Origin of the sequence: Emticicia aquatilis, assembly GCF_014644295.1 — a bacterium.
In the GTDB taxonomy this organism is placed as follows: Bacteria; Bacteroidota; Bacteroidia; order Cytophagales; family Spirosomataceae; genus Emticicia; species Emticicia aquatilis.
The window spans coordinates 54216-72507 of sequence record NZ_BMKK01000013.1 but is presented as its reverse complement, the minus strand read 5'-3'; the positions used below and the strand labels follow the sequence as shown (position 1 = coordinate 72507).

Genomic DNA, 18292 nt, shown 5'->3' with positions numbered 1-18292 from the left:
ACCGTTAAACCCTACTACTCAAATTTAGGCAGTAGAATATTTTTTATAATCGGCCATTTCTAAAAAATGGCTTATCTCTCCTTTTTATCAATCTGATAATAAGGTTTTTACGAGAACTTACGTTTTCTTATATCCATGAATTATTAAATATCTTTATATGTTCTTTTTTCAAATAACAGGATTTCCGACTCATATTTGATTTCATATACGCTTGTTTTATAGTTTTGGATTTATAACCCGAAAAAATTAGTGGTCTTCGACGTGCCTTTTAGGTGTAGTTGTGGCATGGTTGTTGAGAAAGTGTTTTTATCATGCTTTCCGTACTTCTATGAAAAAAAATATTCAAATTCTTTATTGTCTGATTTTTTTCTTATTTCCTTTTCTTTCGATTGGGCAAGTACCGACTGAGAATGCCTTATTGTGGGAAATTTCGGGAAAAGGGCTACAAAAATCTTCTTTTCTGTACGGAACAATTCACGTAGTTTGCCCCAATGAGTTAAGTTTTTCGGAAGAAGCTAAAAAAGCGTTTAACGCCACCGAACAACTCTACCTTGAACTTGATTTAGATGACCCAGAATTGGCTATAAAGATGCAACGCTCAATGGCGAGCCAAACGCATCTGAGAAATCTACTAAAAGCCAATGAGTATGAGCAACTGGAGAGTTTTTTTAGAGAACGAACTGGCTATTCGATTGAAAGTTTGGGCATGATTAAACCTTTTTATTTGCTTTCATATACTTACTCGCCAATGATTGGCTGTAATCAGCCCATTTCGGTTGAAAAGGGACTGGCAGAAATGGCTTATATTCAAAATAAAAGTATATTTGGACTTGAGACTTTGGAAGACCAACTTTCAGTTTTTGAGAAGATTTCGCAGCAAAAACAAGCCAATATATTATTGGGGTGTATAAAAGATTTTAGTAAGATGCAGGAATCGTTTCAGACATTGCTGAAAGATTATAAAGAAGAAAATCTCAATGCTTTAGTAAAAACCTCGCTTGATTCTTACTCGGCACGCTACGAGCATTTACTTCTGGATAGAAGAAATAAACGTTGGTTGAAGAAAATAGCCAAAATTAGTGCAAAAAAATCTACGTTCTTTGCGGTTGGAGCTGCTCATTTGGCTGGCGAAAAAGGTGTGATTAATTTACTTCGCAAAAAGGGTTATACTGTTACGGCCGTAATGAATCAAACTCCTGCAACTTTGCAAAACTCCTTGACTTTATCTATCAAATAATCAATTTGAGGACTTGTATGCCACGAACTCAGCACAATGCGTGTGTTGGACTTTCCTGTTTTGATTGGATACGCAAAACTGTAAATAAAGATGCCTTTCTGAAACAAAAAATCGTAGAGGTCGTCTCGTAAAGAATAATAAACTGGGTAGTTTTCGATAGAATTAAATAAAGACTGACTATTAGATAGTTGAGACGAAAAACGCTGAATATTATCCTTTAATTTTTGCTGGTTTTTCTCATAAATTTCATCAGCGTGCATGTAGGCGTACAAGTATGCAGGTGCAATTGGTGAGCAGGAAGCAAAAAAAGCGGTGTAACGCAGCGTATGAATAAAGTTTTTATCGGCAAAAACTACTCCACCCGCAATGCCCATGGCTTTGTGCAGTGAACTCACTACTATGAGTCTTACATTTGTGTTGACAGTTATTTGCTTGAAAATTCCCGAACCGTTTTCTCCCGTAATTCCCAAACCATGCGAATCATCAATAATGAGCGTAATTGGCTGATTTTGCGGTAACTTACTCGTCCAATCAAAATGATAAGAACTTAGTTTGATTGCATCGCAAGAATTACAAACAATGACTGAGTGAGGGGCGTTTTTCTCCGAAACTTCTTGACAAATATTGCTTGCCCAAACCTCAAAACTAACACTGGGTAAACTCACATTTGGTTCATGGAAATTGGCTGAATGACTGCTTGGTGCATAAAAAAACGTTACATTCTGCGTTTTGAGATATTGTGCTACTACTTGCCCAGCCAGCATTCCTGACGAAACCGTTAGTGCTTTTTCTACCCCAACCCAACGAGCCATTTTTTCTTCGGCTTGGTCGTAAATGTCAAGTTGTAGATTTCCGTTTCGAGAACTCCCAAACGACATTCCATAGCGATTCATGCCTTCAATCAATAATCTTTTGAAGTCTGCATCTTGGTTCATGCCTAAGTAGGCCGTACCGCTATAAAAATCATATTCCTTTCCTTCAAGTAAGATTCTGTTGGATGGTAATTGGCTGATTATGAAATCGTTTGGCATTTTAGTTTAAATAATTTTCAGTTGGTATGTGCTGGATACTGGTGCAAGTCTGAGACTTGTACCTATTCATCGTTAGCAGTCTCCGACTGCGATAAATTAGATAAAAGGAAGAATATCAATACAAAAAATCAATATCAAGTAATCCTTTTCTACCTGAGTAATCTCCTGCACTGCTGTATAAATATGCTTCTGGTTCGCTAACAAAACCTGCTTTTACAGGATTTTCGTGAATATATTGCAGTTTTTGCATGGCTACTTCAATTGTCTGAATCTCAATTGGATGATTGTGCTGCAACCAAAACTGATACTTCTCGTTGTTTGGATTTTGTTCGCCTGACCTTCTGAAAATCCACAACATCCAATGTTTGCGACTTTCAAGTTGATTATCTTCAATGGCTTTTATGATTTTTACGGAAGTGAACTTTTTCAAATCTCGTAAAATTGATTGAAGATCTTCGCCATGTGTACCGATGATTAGATGAACATGGTTTGTCATGATACAATAGGCATAAACTTCTAATCCTTTATTGGCTATGCAATATCGCAAGCTATCCATAAATATATTCCTATACTCATTTCGAGTGAAAACATCAACCCATTGAACTATGGTTAATGTTACAAAATAAGGTTTTGTTTGGTCTCGTATTTTATATTTTCGACTCATTTTTAAAATTTAGTACCAGTCTTTGCGACCCAGTCAGTGTGACCCAGTCAGAGACTGTTTGCGATTGGTGGGTGCAAGTCTGAGACTTGCACCAGCGGTTTTCAGCGATTTCTATATTTTACAGATTGGCATTTGTTGGTACAAGTCTCAGACTTGTACCTGTTCATCGTTAGCAGTCTCTGACTGCAAAAATACACATCACTTATACTTCGGCACATGATTATCAAGGAAGCGAGAAACGGCGTCGTTCCAACCATTGATATATTTTGCTCGTTTATTGTTTAGCTCTTGATTTGTTTTATTGTACGTGTTAGTCAAAGCATTTATTTCGTTAACTTCTTTATTGTAGGTATCCACATCAGCTTGTGTGCGTTGTCTGTCAGATTTTGAGTTGAAGGCTTTGCTCATTTTTGCAAAATTTTCATTTTTTAATAAAAATTCGGTGTAAATCTGCATTTTTGAGCCTTCTTCTACATAAAACTGCATTAAGTCTCGGCAAGCCATAATCAATGTACGGTCATCTTCAAATGCCTTCATCGTATCCAATTTAGTGATGGTTTCGTTGGCATATTTTACCAGTGTATTTTTGTTTTGCTCAATTCCACTCACATTGTTTTTATTGATGGCATCGCTCAGATAAAAATCTTGTTTGTATGATTTAAAAAACATCAGATAAAGAGCATGATAATAGCTATTCACTGTATTAGCTTGCTTTAATTTAAGCGATAGTTCACTTTCTTTGCTAATCAAAGTTATGTTGTTTTTCTTGGCAAAGTCTTCGTAGATTGATTCGTATTTTTTGTAGGCAATATCTTGCTTTTTATTCGCCATATCTTGAGCCATGAAATAGGCTTCCATGTTATCGTATGATTGCTCGGCGATGTCTTCGAGATTTACTATTTTGCCGTAATCTTCATTCAAAATATTAAACATGATGCCCAAATAGCTCACTAAAGCATCTTTCAATGCTCTGTCTCCTTTGAATGGCGGTAGAATCTCGGCCTGATTACGTGCTTGTTGAACAGTTTCGAGCAAACTGATGCGTCGTTTTTCGACTTTTCTGGCACTTTTTCCGTGCGAAACAGCACTAACATAACTCATGTATCGTTGCGAAATGTCTTTTTGAGAGAGTGAGGCACTTTCTAAATAAATGAGGGCTTCTTGTGCAGATACAGTAATAAAACTTGAAAATAAGAGCATAGCTATGCCCAAAACTCGTTGTAATTGTTGCTTCATTGGGAATTTTGTTTGAAAGTTGATTGGTTTATAAAATTTCAGCAGTTTTCGGTCTGTGTATTGGCGAAAATTTGAAACTAAATTATTTCAAATCTAATAAAATTTGAATTGCTTCTTCGATATACGCATCCTTTTTTAGTGTCTCAAAAATCTGCTCGTTGAGTTCTTTCCAATAGCTATCCAACTGGGTGCGTTGTTGTTCGAGTGCTGTAAGCGAAACCGTAAAGTTAGCCTTCGATAATTCGGTCGCTTTGGTCATGCTTGCAATTTCCTCTTTTTCTTTTTTGAATTCTTGTTGAAAAGCATTCCATTCGAGCGAAATTTGCTTGTTTTTCTGCGATTCCAAGTCTTTTATCTTCTTGGCGGCCATTTCGATATGCTGAAAAACGCTATTGTTGCGTTGTCGTTCTTGGCTATTTTGAGCAAGTTTCTGAATCGGTAAATCGGGTAATGGACTATAATTTAAAACCCTGGTGAGAGTATCGGCGGATAAAAAATATCCGTCATAAATTTCACCCACTTGCATACCATCAAACATCGAAGGAAGAACCACATCGGGCATTACGCCTCGTGTCTGTAATGCTCGACCCGACGGACGGAAAACCCTTGAAATGGTATATTTAACAAAATCTCTGGGCATTCGACTGAGCGAATCAAGCGGGAAAAAAGTTTGAGCAACGCCCTTACCGTAAGTTTTTGCCCCAACAATAACGGCTCGTTTATAATCTTGTAAAATCCCTGCCAAAATCTCTGATGCCGATGCACTTGCTTGATTGACCAAAACTATCATTGGACCATCATAAATTGAGCCTCGGTTGGGGTCTTTGGCAATGTAGCTTTTGGGAGAATTACCTTTGTAAGCACCAAAAACGCCTTGGTCGATGAAAATTCCTGCTAAATCAAGGGCTTCTTTGAGCGAGCCACCGCCATTGAAGCGAAGGTCGAGAATAAGTCCTTTGATGCCTTCTTGGTTGAATTTTACGATTTCTTTGGCAACATCATTGGCACAACCAGAACCCTCGGCATCTTCAAAGTCGCTATAAAATGCAGGGAGATTTATGTAGCCAAACTTTTCTTTATTCTGCAAAATAAAACCTCTTGCTCCACGCTCATCTTGTACGATTGCCGCCCGCACAAGTTTGACGGTCACGGTTTCTTGACTTGCCTTACGGACAGTTATATGCAAGGGAGTTTCGTGTTCGCTTGCTAAAAGCTCTTTTACTTCATCTTCATCGACACCAGTTACATCAATTACTTCTTTTCCTTCCCACTGTAACGAAACAATAACATCTCCTTTATTCAATAGCCCACTTTTCCACGCTGGACTGCCAGGAACGAGTGTCAATATCTCGATTTCCCCGTTTTTATTTTCCCCGATTCTGAAACCAAAAATTTCATTTTTCGTGCTACCGCTTTTCAAGAAATCAAGGGCATCGTCAAAGCCAAAATATTCGGTGTGTTTATCGTATAAATTGGCAATAGATTCCAAAAAGGTTGTCGCAACAGTATTCTCTAAATCCTCGTTGCTTTGCCCCAAAAGGCTTTTGATTTGGCGTAAGTTAGATTCTCGTACCCGCTTACGAGCATTGACTTCCTTTTGGGCTAAGATAGTTTTATCATTGAAATTGGCATTTTTTTCGGTCGAAAGACTATTAAATACGTTTTTCAGAATTTGAAAACGGAATTCGTTTTGCCAACATTCCTGCCATTCTTTTTCATCTTTCGGAAAAACCGTCCGTTCGGGTTGATAGTTGGTTTTTGCGTAAAAATCAATTGGTTTTTGAGTGAATTGTTGAATAATCGAATCTATTTTCAATAAGCGATTTCGATAAATCTGTGATATTTTTGATAAAATTACAAGGTCTTTCGCCTTGATTTGGTCGTCGAGTAAGGATTTATATTTACTCAATGAAACTTCATCGGTGGCGGTAAAAATACTTTTTTGCTCGTCGAGATTTTTGAGAAATAAATCGAAAAGTTGCTCCGAAAAGAGATTATCTATCTTGCGTGGTTCACAATGTTTCTTTTGTAGAACTTGTACCAATAAGTCAGCTTTTTCGGCAGGTTTAAGTTGATTAGCCTTGTTTTGGGCAAAAGTGACATGATGAAAAACAACAGCGATAAAAAAACAAGCAAGAAAGTATTTGTGTGACATAAAGGAATGTGATAAATAAAAAATTGGGTGAATTTAAGACTTTTTGGAGAGAAAACTAAAAAACGGTGAGTTAGAGCAAGGAATTATTTTCAATTCCCTTTCGTTGAAAAATTAAGTATAATTCACAAAAGCACTTCGTAAATGACTCAAAAAGAGAAACTTCTATTATTTATATTAGCCTGTATCAATTTTACGCACATCATTGATTTTATGATAATGATGCCGTTAGGGCCACAATTAATGAAAATTTTTGATATTTCGCCCCGACAATTCGGCTTTGTTGTATCGGCCTACGGCCTAAGTGCGGGAATCTCTGGTTTTTTATCGGCATTTTTTGTTGATAATTACGACCGCAAAAAAGTTGTTCTTTTTGCCTATACGGGCTTTGTGATTGGTACGCTCGCTTGTGCGGTTGCCCCAACTTACGAATTTTTGATTTTGGCAAGAGTGGTGGCAGGAGTTTTCGGTGGCCTGATTGGAGCTCAAGTGCTTTCAATCGTGGCCGATACTTTTGAGTATGAACGTCGTGCTACCGCAATGGGTTTTATTACCACCGCTTTTTCGTTGGCTTCGGTGGTGGGTATTCCTGCGGGGCTTTATTTGGCCAATCATTTTGGTTGGCACTCACCATTTTTAGTGCTTGGTGGACTTGGCGTTTTGGTAATTTTTCTGATTTATCGCTACGTTCCTACACTCGATAAACACCTGAAAAATCGTCAATCTAAAGAAAGTCCATTTGCTGTCATTACTGATATTACTCGAAACCCAAACCAACTTCGTGCTTTGAGTCTTTCTACAATTATTATGTTGGGGCATTTTAGCATCATTCCATATATTTCGCCGACTTTGGTTGCCAATGTTGGGTTCAGTCAAGATAATATCTTTCTTATTTATTTTGTGGGCGGACTCCTCACGATTTTCTCCGCTCCAATGGTCGGGAAATTGGCCGACCGCAAAGGTAAATATCCAGTTTTTGTAACTTTTGCCTTACTTTCAATGATTCCGATTTTCTTGATAACTAATATGTTTTCGGGCGTTTTGTGGGGAGTTTTGGTAATTTCTGGAATATTCTTTGTGTTTTCAAATGGCCGTTTAATTCCTACTCAAGCTATCGTATCGAATGTAGTAAGTTCACGACAAAGAGGTAGTTTTATGGCCATCAATTCATCGGTTCAGCTATTTGCACAAGCTATTGCAACTAACATTGGCGGATTTATCATTCATAAAACGCCATCGGGGTATCTCGAAAATTATCCGTATGTTGGCTATTTTGCCATGATTATGATTTTTATAAGTATTTTTATTGCCAAAACCGTCAAACCAATCGCACAATGAAAAAACTTATTTTCGCAGTCATTGCATTTGTTCCTTTAACAATTTTGGCCCAAGATTTTAAGGCCGAAATAGAAAAGCATCGAGAAGAATATAAAGCAGATTTCCTTAAAAATTCAAGTTCGCCACTCAAAAAAGAAGATTTTGAGTATTTACGTTTCTACGAACCCAACGAGAAATTTAAAGTTGTATGCGAATTTGTAGCTACCAAAAAGCGGGAAAAATCCTTCGAAGTACCAACCTCATCGGGTCAAACTGCCACTTATACAAAATTTGGAGAATTGAAGTTTGAAATTGATGGAAAACCTTATAAACTTGCTGTTTATCAATCGCTTAAGTTGAGAAATTTGCCTCAATACCGAGATTATTTGTTTATTCCATTCAAAGATTTGACCAATGGAAAAGAGAGCTACGGGGGCGGGCGTTACCTTGATTTAAGAATGAAAGAGATTTCGGGCGATAAGATTTACTTAGATTTCAATAAAGCATACAATCCTTATTGTGCTTTTAGTGCGGGTTATAGTTGCCCGATTCCGCCCAAAGAAAATCATTTAAAAGTTGCGATTGAGGCTGGAGAAAAAAACTTTGCGAAAGAGCATTGATTTGTTAGTCCACAGTCGATAGTCAACAGTCAACAGAAAAAATAGCATCTGTGGACTATTGACTGTCGACCGTGGACTTTCTTATATCTTCTTTGCAGGATTTCCGAAAACGGTTGTGCCATCGGCTACATTTTCGATAACTACCGAACCAGCACCTACACGAGCATTTTTACCAATCGTCACACCCGAGATAATTACTGCTCCTGAGCCAATAAAAGCCCCCTCTTCAACAACGGCTTCGCTATTGATAATGGCACCTGCACCAATTTGTACGTAATCGCCTACACTTGCGTTGATGTCAACTACTGCCGAAGCATTGATGATACAATGATTGCCAACAGTTGCGTAAGGATTGACGATTGCACGAGCAGCAACCAAATTTCCGTGGCCAATAAAGGCATCGGCCGAAACTACCGCCGTATTATGCACTGCATTGACAGGCATCGTTTTTCGGCGACTGATGAGCATTTCTACGAGTTTTTTACGCTCTTTTGTGTTTTCGAGAGCGACAAACGCTTCGGTTTTTTGTCCGATTAGCTTCAAAAAACCATCATCGTCGGTTTCGCCCAAAACCATTACATCACCGATTTCGGTATTGTGTAGTTTTTTATCGTCATCTAAAAAACCATACACTACCACATTATTTCTATTAAAAATATCTAAGGCTATTTTTCCGAGATTACCCGCACCAAAAATCAAAACTGGATTTTCCATTCTTAAAATTTATTCTTTGTTTAATAATTTAATGCGAAACTGGTATTTAGTTTCACAAATTTCACCCACCACTTACTGGCGGAATCAATACAATTTCGTCGTTTTCTTTCAAAGTGGCCGTATCTTCGGCATATTCAGAGTTGATAGCCACTCGCAACGACTTTAGGCTTGCAAAAGTAGGAAAATTTGCTGAAAGATGCTGTTTTAAGTCGGCAACGGTAGCAGCATCTTCGAGCGAAGTTGCATATTCAAACTGCCCGATGATGTCACGAGTGATGCCAAAACATAAGATTTTTATTTTCATATTTTTTATTTGCAGGTAAACTTAATAACCACTATTTCACAAAATAGGTTTATCGGTACAATATTTCTGTGGGCATTCTTAAATTTTTTCCTGTGAAATTAAAAATAACCTATCTTGCACTTAAAACTAAATAAGAGTAAAAAAAGATTATTGATTTAATGATAACATTCGACGAAGTAAATATCCAAAAAGGCGACCGTACGGTTTTGTCAACTATTAATTGGCAAGCCCAAAATGGCGAAAACTGGGCGATTATCGGTGGAAATGGCTCAGGAAAAAGCACTTTTCTAGAAGCCATCGCAGGAAAGATTTTTCCAACAAAAGGCCGAATCTCAAAGCCCAATTATGACGAAATTGCTTTCGTAGCCAAAGATTATAGTTTTAACAGAATCGTGCAGGCAGCTACTCAATATTATCAACAACGTTTCAATTCGCAAGATGCTGAGATTTCGCCAACGGTGCGAGAAATCCTGCAAAATCAAATCAAACCTATCGGTACGGTCGATGAAAAATCGGTTGATTTACCGCCTTTACCTTATACCGAAAATGAGTTGATTGAAGCTGCTAATTTGCTTAAAATCACCCATTTACTCGAACGTAAAATCGTAACCTTATCAAACGGTGAAACTCGCCGCACGCTCATAACGCTTTCGCTATTGCGTAAACCAAAAGTTCTTTTGCTCGATAATCCGTTTGTCGGACTCGACATCGAAAGTCGAGCAACTTTGCACCAAGTACTTAACCAAGTGGCTGTTTCTGGTATTCAAATAATCATCGTTACGACTCCCAAAGAAATCCCTTCGTGCATCACAAATGTTATTGAACTTCAAAATGGAAAAATAAAGAAGATTTCTACACAAATTTCTGATTTTCAACAAGTTATTCACAATTCTGGTATAAAGATAGATGCTGAGATTTTGGCCTTGGTTAAGAAAATTCCAGCTAAAAATGATTTCAAATATGCCTTGAACATGCGAAACGTTACCGTGACTTACAAAGGTGTAAATGTAGTTGATGGCGTGAGTTGGCAAGTAAAACGTGGCGAAAAATGGGCATTAATGGGGCCAAACGGCTCGGGAAAGAGTACAATTTTGAGTTTGATTACGGGCGATAATCCGCAAGGGTATCAGAATGATTATGATTTGTTCGACTGTAAGCGTGGTAGTGGCGAAAGTATTTGGGATATTAAGCACCGAATCGGCTTTGTTTCTCCCGAATTGCACTTGTATTTTACTCGCCAAACCGAAGTTTGGAAGGCAGTAGCTTCGGGATTGTTCGATTCGGCGGGGCTTTTCAAGAAACTAACCGATGAAGAACGAGCCATAACTGATAGTTATCTTAAACTTTTGAATATCAGTCATCTGTCTGAGCGAAAAATTTATCAACTATCCACAGGTGAGCAGCGACAAGTATTTTTGGCAAGAGCTTTAGTGAAAAATCCACCATTACTGCTGCTCGACGAACCATGCCAAGGGCTCGATTACGAACACATGATTTATTTCAGAGATTTGGTCAACGAATTGGTGCTTGAACTCAACAAAACGCTTATTTATGTAACGCACTACGAAGAAGAAATTCCTGCGTGTGTCGATAAACGCCTGAGCCTTAGTAAAGGAAAAGTAATAAATAACTGATTTAAATTTTTAGGAACGTAAAGTATTGTCTTGCAACGAATTACAGTTTTTTTTCGTCTAAAACTTTACATTCAGTTTTTTTGCTATGTTTGCAATCTTTTTCTATCAAGATAACCTGTCAATTCTATGAAGAGTACCTTTACGAGTCTTTTTTGGATATTTTTATTTTTCTTGAAATTGGATGGATTGGAAGCTCAATGTCCAACACAAAATCTGCCTACAACAACCAATAAAGGTAAGTTTGAGTTAGATTTTAAAGGTACAAAATATACGGTCGATGGTGTAGCAACTAATAAAATAACTGTTTGTACGAATAGTACGTTTACTGTAACCGATAAAAGCGGACGTACAGGTATTTATTACTATTTCAATACTACTCGTACGGCTTTTCCCGCACCAACTGCCAATTACATTTTGGCTACTAACCGTACTTTCACAACTCCTGCAACCCCTGGCCAATATATTCTGATTCAAGTAAGTTATAATACAACCACTCGCACGGTAAACGCCTATGTTTGTCAACCAATCGAGGTAGTTGCTCCTACTATCAATCCAAAGTTTACGGTCAGTAGTTGTGCAGCGGCTCAGGCACAAATCAATATTCCAACCGACCCGAGTAATGATTTCGACTCATATACAATCAATTGGGGAGATAATTCTGCCATTGAAACTGTCACTAAAGCACAGATTCCTCTTACAGCAAAAAAACACACTTATACCAATAATACCGCTCGAACGATTACAGTAACAGGTAAAAAAGCAGGAGTTTTGTGCGATGGCATAAGCACTCAAGGCGTTACCCCCAATGGTCGAAGTGTTTCGCCAACGCTTTTTAGTTTGACCGTGCAAGACAATGATACGATTCAGGTTAGGTATATCGGAGGCAATTATTCTTTTGATTTTTATCAGAAATGGGGTGCTGATAATTTTAGAATTGTAAAAAACATTACTTCTTCAACTCCTGCCCTCAATACAGTAAAAATTGCTGTCAAAGATGCTGACAAAGAACAATATTGTTATAAAGTTGGTATTACAGATGCTTGCCCACGAACAACGTTTTCTGATTCGAGTTGTACGATTCCTTTACAAATAAAAGCCCTCGACAAAAGGAATTTCTTGAAATGGAAGACGCTCACCTATCCCAAATTCATTTCGTATCGAATTGCCAAAAATACTACCACAAATTTTAAGACAATTACTAAAGCAACAACCGATACCCTTACTGACCGCCCAACGGTTTGTGGTACGACTTATAGCTATCAGGTAGTTGCAACTGCTGGGACAGTCCAAACCCTGTCAAGAACCATTTCGGTTATTGGTGTCGATAGCACTAAACCACCCGTCATTACAAATATTTTGGTTTCGGTCGAAAAAGAAAAGGTGGCTATTACTGCCACGATTCCGACTACGCAGAAGGTAAAAACTTATACGTTTTATCGTTGGAAAAATAATAAACTCGAATCTTTCAATGCAGGAGGCAATGGAAATAGAGTTGTGGATGATAAATCAAGTCCCAATACTCAGCGAGAATGTTATAAAGTAGCCTACGAAAACGGCTGCGGAATTATGTCGGATACTTCATCGGCTTTTTGCCCGTCTTATTTGACATTAGAAGGTGTAGGCATCAAATGGACTGAATATCAGAAGTTTCCGCTCGGATTAAATGCTTATTATGTAGAAAAGTTAGATGATAATGGTACAATTCTGACAAGTACGAAAGTTGATAAAAATCTAAAATTTGAACCAGACCCAGCTACCATCGACCCAACGAACCCGATTGTAAAGTTTAGAGTAAAAGCACTTTCAACCAATAATTTAGTGAGCTATTCAAACGAGGTACTTTATGCTCAAAAACTACTGATGTTTATGCCCGATACTTTTACGCCAAACAGCGATGGCATCAACGATATTTTTGAAATAAAAGCCCTTTTTGTGAAAAATTTCAAGATGCGGGTGTATAATCGTGCAGGAAACGTAATGTTTGAAACCGAAGATTATAAAACAGGTTGGGACGGCACTTACGAAGGAAGCACCGTCCCGATAGGGCAATATTTCTACGAAATTATCGCCAGTGACCACAAAGGAGAAACAACCAAACGAGTAGGTAGAATTGAGGTTATATACTAAGCCTACTTCAACTTATACCATTCTACACCCTTCAAAGCAGCTCTGCGATTGACGGTTTCTGAAGCTGGATAGTTTTTTGCCAAATAATCAAGAATAACTGGTTCGGCATCGCCCAATGCCCAAAGTTTTTGCTTTTGTTGCATCCATCTAATTTTTTCGAGCCAACCCGCACGGTCGGTGTGAAACTGCGTAATCAGTTTACTCGAATGGCATCCTGTGCAATGGGCAGTTACCATATCAAGCCCTTTATCTACAATTAGGCCTGTTGCTTTGTCAATTTTTACAGAAGAATCCGCAGGCATTACTGCGAAAGCCTTTCGATTACTTAGGTTTTCCTGCTTTAAGCCCGCACTTATCATGATTGCGGCACTGAAAACGAGTAAGGATATTTTATGTATGTTTTTCATAGTTTTAACCAATTTTTACGGCAATTCGGTGACAAGAATTATTCAAATACCCACCTGGATTCCACGCAGGAATAATCATTGGTTGCCCAATTCCGTTCGCATCAGTTGCTTTTGCCCAAATTTCATAATAACCTTTCTTCGGGAAATTTACTTTGGTTGACCATCTCTGCCAAGCCAAACGATTTTTAGGTTTACGTAACTCGCATTTTTGCCAAGTTGCACCAAAATCAATCGAAATTTCCATGTTTTTTACTTCCAAATCTCCCGCCCAAGCGTGTCCACGTAAATCGAGCGTACGGCCTTCTTCGAGCATTGCTCCCGATTTTGGGTATGTAATCACCGATTTTACTGGCATTGACTCAATAATTTTCAAATCTGCATCAGCAATTTTTCCACCCGCTTCAATCGGATAAGACGGTACTCGATAACTATGGCCGCTCATTTTTTCACCATCGTGTACTTTATTTCGGATAGAAATTCTATTTAACCACTTGCCCGAAACTGATGCTGGCCAACCGCCAACGACTAATCGAAGCGGAAAACCGTGCATCACAGGAATATCTTTTCCATTCATTGCCCAAGCCAAAAGCGTTTCGTCTTCGAGGGCTTTTTTCATTGGCACACCTCTCGAAATTGGCGATTTTGTGGCATCACCACTCAAATGAATATCTTTTCCGTAATAACCAATATAAACCGCATCAGCATTTATTCCAACACTTTCAAGTACATCACGCAGTCTTACACCTGTCCATTCGGCACAACTTACAGCTCCATCTTGCCATTGATTTCCCGATGTTTGTGGACTAAAACCATAACGACCATTTCCAGCACATTCGAGCGTAAGTTGGTAGGTGTAGGTTTTAAATTTTGTCTTTAAATCATTCAATGTGAATACTTTACGAGCTTTGGCTGATTCTCCATCAATCACCAGTTCCCATTTTGAGGCATCAATATTTTCTGGCAAATTGCCATTATTACGAACAAACATTTTATCGGCTGGCGTAACCTCATCGTCAAGCAAATGTGGTGGAGTTTCGACATTCCACGGACGGTCGTTGAGTAGCATTAAATCTTTATTTTTTCCTTCGGGAAGGTCTATAAAGGCTTTTTCTCCTAAAATTTCTACTTCTTTGGGTAAGTGTTTAGCAAAAACAACATCGCTACCAAGCACCGTTGCGATACTTAGAATACTTTTTTGAATAAATGAACGTCGGTTATTGGTTGATTCCATGATGGATTAAGATTGAAAATGATGAATCACATAATACAAAGATAATAGACAAACGATAAGCCAAAGCCCAACGGCCTGAAAAACTACTTTACCGCCAATTTTTTTTAGATTTTCGACCGAAATTCCCGAGCCAATCAGTAGTAAACTAACAACCATTAACTGTTTTGAAATTCCATAAAGTGATACATAGAGGCTTTTGTAGGCAGGAAAAAAGCTAAAAAGGCACGAAGCCAATATAAAGCCGATAATAAATGAAGGTATCTTTAAAGACTCCCGATTTTTGCTAAAACCCAGCACCAAAATCAACGAAACTGGAATAATCCAGATGATGCGAAGCATTTTTGTGATAGAAGCAATGCCAAGAGCTACATCGCCATATTTGGTTGCAGCCCCAACAACCGAACTCGTATCGTGAATAGCAATGGCCGCCCAAGTGCCAAACTGCACTTGCGAAAGCCCCAACCAATGCCCAATGGCAGGAAATGCAAACAAAGCAATGGCATTGAGCAAAAATACTACGCCAGTTGAAACCGAAAGTTTATCAGCATCGGCTTTAATAACCGAACCTACGGCTGCAATGGCACTGCCCCCACAAATGGCCGTACCAGCCGAAATGAGCAGCACAATGGTTTTGTCGAGTTTCAAAAATTTGCCAATCAGAAAGCCCATTGAAAGTACGCCAAGTACAAAAAGTGCGGTTGTTCCGATATTTTCTTGACCTTCTTTGGCCAAAACTTGAATATTAATACCAAATCCTAAACCTATTACCGAGGCTTTGAGTAAGTATCCGCCCCAAATATTGGTTTTATCTTTGTCTGGATTTCCGACCGTCAATGCAAAAACTAAACCCAAAAGCAAAGCCCAAGTTGAGTTGATGACAGGAAAACAACAGATAATTGCCAAGACTCCGAGTATGATTGTTTGTTTTTTCATGGGTCAAAGGTAGAACCCAAAGTACAGCACAAACAAATCGTATTTTTTTATAATCAATTACTTTTAGTTATAATGACGATTGGCGAACTGCATAAATATCGAAGAAAGGTTATCTTGCTGACCGTGCAGATTGACAAACGAAAAAGTACGCAAAATTTCAAAATCTTGGATGCTTATGACACGAAACTCTTCACGTTTGAGTTCTTTCTGAATCGCCCGAATCGACATGAACGACATGGCCTGCGAATGCTCCAAAAATGACTTGATACTTTCGGTGCTGCCGAGGTGCATCACTATAGAAAGGCTCGATAATTTCAAGCCTTTTTCTTTCAATGCACTTTCTATCACTTCAAGCGTGCCTGAGCCTCGCTCACGTAGCACCAGCGGGATATTGGGCAAATCGTCTAAACTGATGCTCGCTTGCTTGGCAAACTTGCTTTTTGTATGAACTACCGCCACCAGTTCATCGTCCATAAATTCAGTATATTTCAAACTATTATGGTGTTTTTTGCCTTCTACGATTCCTAAATCTATGTTTTTTGATAAAACTGCATTTTCGATAAACTCCGAATTTCCGTTCAGTAATGTTAGTTCGATTTGGGGAAATTTTTCGTGAAAAGATGCTAAAATTGGAGAAATTAGATACTGCCCGATGGTGGTACTTGCTCCCAAGCGAAGGCTACCTTGATATTGTTTTTTGAGCGTTCCGAGTTCAAAAATGGCTTCTTGATAAAGCCTAAAAATCTCAGTTGCATATCGAAAAAGGACTTCACCCGCCGTAGTCAAAACGATAAAATTCCCCTTACGCTCAAAGAGTCTAACACCCAGCGATTCTTCCAAAAGTTTGATGTGTTTTGTTACTGCAGGTTGTGTAATAAATAGCTCAGCAGCAGCTTTGGTAAAGCTCTGATTTTTGCTGACTGAGTAGAAAACTTTTAATCTAAAATCATCCATCGAAAGTTTTTTTCTCAAAAATAGTATAACTTTTCGTAATACTTTAAGCATTCGTAAATTTGATGGCGAGGTCGGTAGAAAAAAATATGTATTTTTGTTGAAAATCAAAAAAGTATATGCTCATACGGTTCGTCAGAATGACTTTTCAGGCCGATAAAGTCAGTGAGTTTGAAGAAATATTTAACAGTTCTAAACATAAAATTAGAGCCATGCAGGGCTGTTGTCATCTCGAACTGATGCGAGACATTAATCAGCCCAATATTTACATGACTCACAGCCATTGGGAATCAGAAACAGATTTGAATAATTATCGAGATTCTGAGCTTTTCAAAACCACTTGGGCAAAAACTAAAGTGCTTTTTGCCGAAAAACCGTTGGCCTTTTCGGTCGAAAGCTTGACGGTGGTGTAATTTTTGAGCAAAAAATTCGTTGAATAATAAAACCTTAGGAAATGAAAAAAGTAGCAATATTATCACTTTTGGGAATCATGGCTTTAACGCCCGATTTTTCGCAAGCAGCTGATTATAAAATAAATAGCATCAGCGAGACAAAAGAAGTAAACGGTGGAGGTCGCAGAAAAAAGAATGGTTCTTACAGAAAGAAAAAAGGCTTTATGTGGGGAATATTCAAAGGCAAAAGCCAATGCGATTGCCCGAAACATTGAGTTTTAGTCCACGGACGATAGTCGATAGACGACAGTAATTATATTTTTAAAAACTTCTGTGGACTATCGACTATGGTCAGTGGACTATTCAAGAAACTTAGTTCGATATGCCAAAGGCGTGATTTTCTTGATAGCTTTAAATTGACGATTAAAGTTTGAAAGATTATTGAATCCACTTTCAAACGAAATTTCGGCTACGCTCATTTTATCGACCATCAATAGCTTACAAGCGTGTTCGATGCGTATTTCGGCCAAAAACTGCGTAAAAGTTCGGCGAGTACGTTTTTTAAAATATCTACTAAAAGCCGATTCACTCATATTTGCCAAATCGGCAACGTCTTTCAACTGAATTTCCTCTTGGTATTTGAGCATCACATACTCAAAAACTTTATTCATGCGAGCCGAGTCAACTTCATTTCGGAGCGAAATCGGGTTGGTTGTTAGGTCTTGTTTATCTTCACTTTCGCACAAAATCGTTAGAATCGAAATCATCTCCAACAACCGTTCCATGCCTACCAAATTTGGTAAGTTCTTGAATTTGGGCGTTACTTTCGCAACCGTTTTTTCACCAAAGCTTAGGCCTCTTTTCGAGCGTTCGAGTAAAGCTTTTATTGCCTGACTTTCGGGTAACTGAAGAAATTTCTCCCCTAAAAAATCTTCCAAAAAGTGAATAACCAACGAACGAGCCTTGAGTTTCGAATCTTTGTTATAAAAATCTTCGTCGTTGCGGTAGTAGTGAGGTAAATACGAACCAATCATGCAAAGGTCGCCAGCCTTAAAATCTGTAATGCTACTTCCCACAAAACGCTTGCCTGTACTTTCTAAAACTAGCACTATTTCATACTCTGGATGATAATGCCACGGTGTAGAGAAGTAAGGCGTTTCTTGCACAAACAGATTGAATGAAGAATCAGCAGGATTTGATATTTTGAGTAACTGAGGTTTCATTTTTTCAAGAATCATGTTTAGGTCCGACCTTTATAGGTGTTTTAACTAATTTCTTTTATAAAATTTATTAGAAACATTCTATTTGTGCGACTAAATAATAGATTATGACAGCTAATTTA

General features: G+C 38.2%; 18 protein-coding genes. 7 read left to right on the top strand and 11 right to left on the bottom strand.

Annotated elements, in window-relative coordinates; genetic code table 11:
• Window positions 1-328 precede the first annotated feature (328 nt).
• Window positions 329-1237, top strand: coding sequence for a TraB/GumN family protein (locus IEX65_RS23685; RefSeq protein ID WP_188770058.1), 909 nt, complete (start codon window positions 329-331; stop codon window positions 1235-1237).
• Here IEX65_RS23685 and IEX65_RS23680 read toward each other — a convergent pair.
• The 4 genes from IEX65_RS23680 to IEX65_RS23665 form a co-directional block, all read right to left on the bottom strand.
• Window positions 1189-2268, bottom strand: a complete 1080-nt coding sequence (locus tag IEX65_RS23680) for an aminotransferase class I/II-fold pyridoxal phosphate-dependent enzyme (protein ID WP_188770057.1) — start codon at window positions 2266-2268, stop codon at window positions 1189-1191. The two genes, IEX65_RS23685 and IEX65_RS23680, sit on opposite strands and share 49 nt — an antisense overlap.
• A gap of 115 nt (window positions 2269-2383) precedes the next feature.
• Window positions 2384-2932 (bottom strand): REP-associated tyrosine transposase, encoded by a 549-nt coding sequence (locus IEX65_RS23675; protein WP_188770055.1) that lies wholly within the window; start codon window positions 2930-2932, stop codon window positions 2384-2386.
• Window positions 2933-3130: 198 nt separating this feature from the next.
• Complete coding sequence (locus tag IEX65_RS23670; RefSeq protein WP_188770053.1) at window positions 3131-4168, bottom strand: LIC11966 family surface protein; 1038 nt, start codon at window positions 4166-4168, stop codon at window positions 3131-3133.
• Between the two features lie 82 nt (window positions 4169-4250).
• Window positions 4251-6323, bottom strand: a complete 2073-nt coding sequence (locus IEX65_RS23665; RefSeq protein WP_188770049.1) for a carboxy terminal-processing peptidase — start codon at window positions 6321-6323, stop codon at window positions 4251-4253.
• A 141-nt stretch (window positions 6324-6464) separates the two neighbouring features.
• Here IEX65_RS23665 and IEX65_RS23660 point away from each other — a divergent pair, with 141 nt between their 5' ends.
• Together IEX65_RS23660 and IEX65_RS23655 are read left to right on the top strand one after the other, a co-directional pair.
• Window positions 6465-7658, top strand: coding sequence for an MFS transporter (locus IEX65_RS23660; protein ID WP_188770047.1), 1194 nt, complete (start codon window positions 6465-6467; stop codon window positions 7656-7658).
• The gene (locus IEX65_RS23655) at window positions 7655-8257 is read left to right on the top strand and encodes a DUF1684 domain-containing protein (RefSeq protein ID WP_188770045.1); all 603 of its coding nucleotides are present in this window, start codon (window positions 7655-7657) and stop codon (window positions 8255-8257) included. Before IEX65_RS23660 ends, IEX65_RS23655 begins: the two co-directional genes overlap by 4 nt.
• A gap of 81 nt (window positions 8258-8338) precedes the next feature.
• On the opposite strand, the gene IEX65_RS23650 is transcribed toward IEX65_RS23655, so the two are convergent.
• Together IEX65_RS23650 and moaD are read right to left on the bottom strand one after the other, a co-directional pair.
• Complete coding sequence (locus IEX65_RS23650) at window positions 8339-8971, bottom strand: acetyltransferase (protein WP_188770042.1); 633 nt, start codon at window positions 8969-8971, stop codon at window positions 8339-8341.
• Between the two features lie 61 nt (window positions 8972-9032).
• Window positions 9033-9275 (bottom strand): molybdopterin converting factor subunit 1, encoded by a 243-nt coding sequence (gene moaD, locus IEX65_RS23645; RefSeq protein ID WP_188770040.1) that lies wholly within the window; start codon window positions 9273-9275, stop codon window positions 9033-9035.
• A gap of 158 nt (window positions 9276-9433) precedes the next feature.
• Here moaD and IEX65_RS23640 point away from each other — a divergent pair, with 158 nt between their 5' ends.
• Window positions 9434-10909, top strand: coding sequence for an ATP-binding cassette domain-containing protein (locus IEX65_RS23640; RefSeq protein ID WP_188770039.1), 1476 nt, complete (start codon window positions 9434-9436; stop codon window positions 10907-10909).
• A 126-nt stretch (window positions 10910-11035) separates the two neighbouring features.
• On the top strand, window positions 11036-13036 hold the full coding sequence (locus IEX65_RS23635) for a T9SS type B sorting domain-containing protein (protein WP_188770037.1): 2001 nt from the start codon (window positions 11036-11038) through the stop codon (window positions 13034-13036).
• Window positions 13037-13038: 2 nt separating this feature from the next.
• Here the strand turns inward: IEX65_RS23635 and IEX65_RS23630 are convergent, their stop codons facing one another.
• The 4 genes from IEX65_RS23630 to IEX65_RS23615 form a co-directional block, all read right to left on the bottom strand.
• Window positions 13039-13443 (bottom strand): hypothetical protein, encoded by a 405-nt coding sequence (locus IEX65_RS23630; protein WP_188770034.1) that lies wholly within the window; start codon window positions 13441-13443, stop codon window positions 13039-13041.
• 4 nt (window positions 13444-13447) lie between these two features.
• Entirely contained in the window at window positions 13448-14674 is a 1227-nt protein-coding gene (locus IEX65_RS23625; protein WP_188770032.1) for a sulfite oxidase, read from the bottom strand.
• 6 nt (window positions 14675-14680) lie between these two features.
• Window positions 14681-15607 carry a YeiH family protein gene (locus tag IEX65_RS23620; protein WP_188770030.1) on the bottom strand — a complete coding sequence of 309 codons (927 nt, stop codon included), beginning with the start codon at window positions 15605-15607 and terminating at the stop codon, window positions 14681-14683.
• A gap of 63 nt (window positions 15608-15670) precedes the next feature.
• Window positions 15671-16612, bottom strand: a complete 942-nt coding sequence (locus IEX65_RS23615; RefSeq protein WP_308424971.1) for a LysR substrate-binding domain-containing protein — start codon at window positions 16610-16612, stop codon at window positions 15671-15673.
• 65 nt (window positions 16613-16677) lie between these two features.
• Here IEX65_RS23615 and IEX65_RS23610 point away from each other — a divergent pair, with 65 nt between their 5' ends.
• Window positions 16678-16971 (top strand): putative quinol monooxygenase, encoded by a 294-nt coding sequence (locus tag IEX65_RS23610; protein ID WP_188770028.1) that lies wholly within the window; start codon window positions 16678-16680, stop codon window positions 16969-16971.
• Between the two features lie 41 nt (window positions 16972-17012).
• Window positions 17013-17225: a hypothetical protein gene (locus IEX65_RS23605; protein WP_188770026.1), complete on the top strand. Its 213-nt coding sequence runs from the start codon at window positions 17013-17015 to the stop codon at window positions 17223-17225.
• A gap of 84 nt (window positions 17226-17309) precedes the next feature.
• Here IEX65_RS23605 and IEX65_RS23600 read toward each other — a convergent pair whose 3' ends face one another.
• Window positions 17310-18173 (bottom strand): AraC family transcriptional regulator, encoded by an 864-nt coding sequence (locus tag IEX65_RS23600; protein ID WP_188770025.1) that lies wholly within the window; start codon window positions 18171-18173, stop codon window positions 17310-17312.
• Window positions 18174-18292: the final 119 nt, after the last annotated feature.

Excerpts from the sequence above, each read along its gene's own strand:
- IEX65_RS23685 (WP_188770058.1), top strand. The coding sequence starts at position 329 with ATGAAAAAAAATATTCAAATTCTTTATTGTCTGATTTTTTTCTTATTT.
- IEX65_RS23680 (WP_188770057.1), bottom strand. The coding sequence starts at position 2,268 with ATGCCAAACGATTTCATAATCAGCCAATTACCATCCAACAGAATCTTA.
- IEX65_RS23675 (WP_188770055.1), bottom strand. The coding sequence starts at position 2,932 with ATGAGTCGAAAATATAAAATACGAGACCAAACAAAACCTTATTTTGTA.
- IEX65_RS23670 (WP_188770053.1), bottom strand. The coding sequence starts at position 4,168 with ATGAAGCAACAATTACAACGAGTTTTGGGCATAGCTATGCTCTTATTT.
- IEX65_RS23665 (WP_188770049.1), bottom strand. The coding sequence starts at position 6,323 with ATGTCACACAAATACTTTCTTGCTTGTTTTTTTATCGCTGTTGTTTTT.
- IEX65_RS23660 (WP_188770047.1), top strand. The coding sequence starts at position 6,465 with ATGACTCAAAAAGAGAAACTTCTATTATTTATATTAGCCTGTATCAAT.
- IEX65_RS23655 (WP_188770045.1), top strand. The coding sequence starts at position 7,655 with ATGAAAAAACTTATTTTCGCAGTCATTGCATTTGTTCCTTTAACAATT.
- IEX65_RS23650 (WP_188770042.1), bottom strand. The coding sequence starts at position 8,971 with ATGGAAAATCCAGTTTTGATTTTTGGTGCGGGTAATCTCGGAAAAATA.
- moaD (WP_188770040.1), bottom strand. The coding sequence starts at position 9,275 with ATGAAAATAAAAATCTTATGTTTTGGCATCACTCGTGACATCATCGGG.
- IEX65_RS23640 (WP_188770039.1), top strand. The coding sequence starts at position 9,434 with ATGATAACATTCGACGAAGTAAATATCCAAAAAGGCGACCGTACGGTT.
- IEX65_RS23635 (WP_188770037.1), top strand. The coding sequence starts at position 11,036 with ATGAAGAGTACCTTTACGAGTCTTTTTTGGATATTTTTATTTTTCTTG.
- IEX65_RS23630 (WP_188770034.1), bottom strand. The coding sequence starts at position 13,443 with ATGAAAAACATACATAAAATATCCTTACTCGTTTTCAGTGCCGCAATC.
- IEX65_RS23625 (WP_188770032.1), bottom strand. The coding sequence starts at position 14,674 with ATGGAATCAACCAATAACCGACGTTCATTTATTCAAAAAAGTATTCTA.
- IEX65_RS23620 (WP_188770030.1), bottom strand. The coding sequence starts at position 15,607 with ATGAAAAAACAAACAATCATACTCGGAGTCTTGGCAATTATCTGTTGT.
- IEX65_RS23615 (WP_308424971.1), bottom strand. The coding sequence starts at position 16,612 with ATGCTTAAAGTATTACGAAAAGTTATACTATTTTTGAGAAAAAAACTT.
- IEX65_RS23610 (WP_188770028.1), top strand. The coding sequence starts at position 16,678 with ATGCTCATACGGTTCGTCAGAATGACTTTTCAGGCCGATAAAGTCAGT.
- IEX65_RS23605 (WP_188770026.1), top strand. The coding sequence starts at position 17,013 with ATGAAAAAAGTAGCAATATTATCACTTTTGGGAATCATGGCTTTAACG.
- IEX65_RS23600 (WP_188770025.1), bottom strand. The coding sequence starts at position 18,173 with ATGAAACCTCAGTTACTCAAAATATCAAATCCTGCTGATTCTTCATTC.